The sequence below is a fragment of the Rhizobium sp. P1_E1 genome (assembly GCF_056406015.1).
Genome location: NZ_JBFUAY010000310.1, coordinates 1 through 4,122 on the forward strand (window position 1 = coordinate 1; position 4,122 = coordinate 4,122).

The following is a 4,122-nucleotide window of genomic DNA, read 5'->3' on the forward strand; positions in this document are numbered from 1 at the left end:
ACTATGTTGAGGCTCCTGCGGCTGCCCTGCTTTCCTCCCGTCGCGCAACGAGAATTCCCGAAATCCCGCCCGCCGGGCGTCGCTATGCTGATTTCTCCGATACTCTTCATTTTCCTCGATCAGCCTTGCTTGTTTGCACCGCGCGCCGGCTTGGATCATGCAGGCTTTGGCGTATCCCCGACCATGTGAAACCTGTTCGTGCCGACRCAGGCCTTCATGTCGTCGCGCCTGAACCAGATAGCTCGTCCGCATCTGAGCGGTGCGTTTCCTGCGGTGAACACGATCTGCTCATCCGCCCGCATGCGCAGAACTTCATGAGGTTGGATCAATGGTCGAGCAGCGAGCTGTTTCGATCGCGTTCGCGACGATCCCTTTGCCTGAAAACTGCGGCTCACCTGGTCAATCTCGACCGTGGTCATGCCGCAGCGTCGGGAGATGTAATCGGCGGTCTCTGGATCGTTGATCGCGGCAAACGAAATCCAGCTGGCACTCTCGAACCACTTGCTTGCCGCATCGCGGCCGCCATAAGTTTCGCGCATCTGGCCAATCGACTGATAGATCATCGTCAGCGTGATCCCGTATTTACGGCCGGCGTCACGCGCGGTCTCGATGATCCGCATGTAGCCGAGGCGGGCGACCTCATCGAGGAGAAACAATGCACGCCCCTTCATCTGTCCGTCGCGATTATAGATCGCGTTGAGAAGCGAACCGATGACGACGCGGGCAAGACCGGAATGGGTCTCCAACGTCTTGAGGTCGATGTTGATGAAGACGTCTGTGTTTCCCGCCGCGATATCGCTGGTCGAGAATTTCTTGCCGGATACGAGGGCGGCATAATTCGGATAGGAAAGCCAGTGTGTTTCCTTGACCGCGTTGGCGTAGACGCCGGAGAAGGTTTCGGGCGTCATGTTGACGAAGGCAGCGACGTTTTCCTTCACGAAATCCGAGCCGGAATTGTCGTAGATGTCTTGCAGCCGCTTGCGCAATGTCGGCTCCGGCTCCGAGAGATTCATGCGCACCCGCCGAAGCGTCTGTTCCTTCTCCTCCGTGTGGCCGGACAGGCAGACATCGGCGATGAGCGCTGTGAGAAGCTGCAGAGCTGACGCGCGGAAAAAGTCGTCGCGGACACCGCGCGCGCCGCCGCTGTCGCTCATGATCCATGAGGCGACCGAGGCAATATCCTCTTCCTTGGTTCCGCCGAAACGTCCGACCCAGTCCAAGACGTTGAAGCCGATGTCCGGCTTCCGCGGATCGAGGACAAACACGTCTCTCCCCGCTCCGCCGCGATGCGCGGAGACCATGGGTGCGACCTCGTTCGATGGATCGAGCACAATCAGCGTGCCGCCCCATTTGAGTGCCGTCGGGATCGTCACCGACGTCGTCTTGAAACCGCCGGAACCGGCAAAGACGATCCCGTGCGACGAGCCGAACGAGCCATCGAAGCACAGCAACGGCGACTTGCCGCTGGCGCCCCAGGTCTCAGCGCTGTCGGCGCGAAACGCTTGGCTCCCGACATTGTCTTTGTCGACCCGATAGCGCTCGCCGATGACGATGCCACCAGCATCGGGAAGCAACTTTGCCGCCTCTGTGAGCTTCATCCAATCCGCTTCGCCATGGAGCGCCCGCTTGCCCTGAATGCGCTTCGGCTCGGCCCTTGCGAATGCCGCATTGCCGATGAGCGCGACGCGGAGTGCGAAGCAGGCACACATGAGTGCTACGCCCGCTCCGATCGCCGTTGCTGGATCGAGATAGGCCAAGACTGACTTGTCGGCGTTAAGCGCCTTCGTGAACGCGGCAAGGCGCATCGTTTCGCGTGTAGCCGCGATCAGGATCGTCCCGCTGCATCCGGCAAGGACACCCCAACCTGCCTGCTTGATGTTGATCGAGCCGGCGCTCGCGAACAGGAATAGAATTCCGATCGCCGCACTGGCACCATAGGGCAAGGCGATCCCCGCCCGCCCCCATGCCAGTCGTGCGGCCTCGGTCTTGCCGAAGCCTGAAAGCCACTGCTCGATCCCGGTCATTCCGATGACGACCGGGATCATCAACGCCGCTGGCACGATGACGAGCGCAATCCTATTGATCGTCATTGCCGAAGGCCTCCACGCCGATTGCCGTGAGCTTGGACCGCTCGCACTCGTCGCCTTTTATCCGGCGGGCGATATCGAGCAGCGCGCCCAGCAACAACGCTCGCTTCTCGTAGCGCAGTCCTGCCTTGACGATCAGGCCGCCGAGCTCGATCTTCTCCCGCGTATCCTTCTTGCGGGCGTCGGATGTCAAAGTCCTCGCCATGCGCTCAAGCCTCGCCAGTGCTGCTCGCGCCCGCGCCAGACGCGTCCGCCGCGGTCGACGCTTGTCCGCTGCTACCGCCGGCGCCCTTCTTCCCTCCGGTCGTAGCGCCCTGCCCTCCGCGAAATCGCTTGGTCAGTTGCTCAAACGCTGCCTGAAGTTCCGCCTCGTCGATTTCGATCTCGCCAAGGCCCGCCTTGAGCGCGATCCGGCCTATGCGTTCCGCTTCCCGGGTCTCGGCGATCTTGAGTTGCTCCTGCAGCTTGGCGATTTCGTCGCGGATTTTCGAGGATGGCTTCTTCATGTCTGGTCGTCTCCTGGCTGAGAAAGCGTGTCATACGAGCCCAGCTATTCGGAACAGAGTGCGGAACGCACTACTGTGAATCCTACAATCGCCAACGGCGATGCTTTGGTGGATCATCCCGGCCGTTCCGAAGGAGCGGATCCGAAGGGCGCAATTATACGTCGCTGGCGCGACGTGTTGCTGAGAGTGCCTGGTGGGGCCGCCGCTTCCGACAAACCCTTTGATTTCGTTCGCAACCGGGAGAGAACTCCGCCGTGGCCGTCCCTCACTTCTCCGTCAGCGTCGTCGCCCGTGGCTCAGGCCGCAGCRCCGTCCTGTCGGCGGCCTACCGGCATTGCGCCAAGATGGAGTTCGAGCGGGAAGCCCGGACGATCGACTACACGCGAAAGCAGGGGCTCCTGCATGAGGAGTTCGTGATCCCTGCCGACGCGCCGGAATGGGTGCGCAGCATGATTGCCGATCGCTCGGTCGCCGGCGCATCCGAGGCCTTCTGGAACAAAGTGGAGGGCTTCGAGAAGCGATCCGACGCGCAGCTCGCCAAGGACGTCACCATAGCCCTGCCGCTCGAGTTGACGGCCGAGCAGAACATCGCGCTCATGCGCGACTTTGTGGCGGGGCACATCACCGCGCAGGGCATGGTCGCGGACTGGGTCTATCACGACGCCCCCGGCAACCCGCATGTGCATCTGATGACGACATTGCGGCCGCTCATCGAGGATGGCTTCGGTTCGAAGAAGGTTGCGATTCTGGGACCGGACGGCAAGCCGATCCGCAATGACGCCGGCAAGATCGTCTATGAGCTTTGGGCTGGAAGCACGGAGGATTTCAACGCGTTCCGCGACGGCTGGTTTGCCTGCCAGAACAAACATCTGGCGCTTGCCGGCCTCGATATCCGCATCGATGGCCGTTCCTTCGAAAAGCAGGGTATCGACCTCGAGCCAACCATTCACCTCGGCGTCGGCGCCAAAGCCATCGAGCGCAAGGCCGAGCAATCCGACCACAAGTCGGAGACCTCGACCCCCAAACTCGAACGCATCGAGCTTCAGGAGGAGCGCCGCAGCGAGAACGCCCGCCGCATCCAGCGCCGTCCGGAGATCGTGCTCGACCTGATTACGCGGGAGAAGAGCGTCTTCGACGAACGCGATGTTGCGAAGGTGTTGTATCGCTATATCGACGATGTCGCTCTGTTCCAAAGTCTGATGGTCCGCATTCTGCAAAGTCCGGAAGCGCTCCGCCTCGAACGCGAGCGGATCAACTTTGCGACAGGTATTCGGACACCCACGAAGTACACCACGCGCGAGATGATCCGTATTGAAGCCGAGATGGCCAATCACGCGATCTGGCTCTCCGCTCGCGCCTCCCATGGCGTCCGTGAGGCGGTGCTGCACGCGACCTTTGCGCGCCATTCCCGTCTGTCGGATGAGCAGCGAACTGCGATCGAGCATGTCGCCGGGGCCACGCGGATTGCCGCTATCATCGGCCGCGCCGGCGCCGGCAAGACAACGATGATGAAGGCTGCGCGTGAGGCG

Annotated in this window: 4 protein-coding genes; 1 reads left to right on the forward strand and 3 read right to left on the reverse strand. The window is 61.7% G+C overall.

Annotation, left to right across the window (positions count from 1 at the left end; all coding sequences use genetic code 11):
- Nucleotides 1-155: 155 nt before the first annotated feature.
- The 3 genes from traG to traC are packed head-to-tail and all read right to left on the reverse strand — an operon-like array spanning nt 156 to nt 2,593.
- A complete protein-coding gene (gene traG / locus AC1D1Z_RS34615) occupies nt 156-2,090 on the reverse strand; it encodes a Ti-type conjugative transfer system protein TraG (protein WP_130729905.1) in 1,935 nt (644 codons plus the stop codon).
- Complete coding sequence (gene traD, locus AC1D1Z_RS34620; protein WP_130654297.1) at nt 2,077-2,292, reverse strand: type IV conjugative transfer system coupling protein TraD; 216 nt, start codon at nt 2,290-2,292, stop codon at nt 2,077-2,079. Before traD ends, traG begins: the two co-directional genes overlap by 14 nt.
- 4 nt (nt 2,293-2,296) lie before the next feature.
- The gene (gene traC, locus AC1D1Z_RS34625; RefSeq protein ID WP_130654296.1) at nt 2,297-2,593 is read right to left on the reverse strand and encodes a conjugal transfer protein TraC; all 297 of its coding nucleotides are present in this window, start codon (nt 2,591-2,593) and stop codon (nt 2,297-2,299) included.
- Between the two features lie 254 nt (nt 2,594-2,847).
- On the opposite strand from traC, the gene AC1D1Z_RS34630 reads away from it, so the two are divergent.
- Nucleotides 2,848-4,122 (forward strand): MobA/MobL family protein (locus AC1D1Z_RS34630; protein WP_477853309.1); only part of this gene is annotated, 1,275 nt, incomplete at its 3' end.

Coding starts and splice junctions, on each gene's coding strand:
- traD (WP_130654297.1), bottom strand. CDS start 2,292: ATGGCGAGGACTTTGACATCCGACGCCCGCAAGAAGGATACGCGGGAG.
- traC (WP_130654296.1), bottom strand. CDS start 2,593: ATGAAGAAGCCATCCTCGAAAATCCGCGACGAAATCGCCAAGCTGCAG.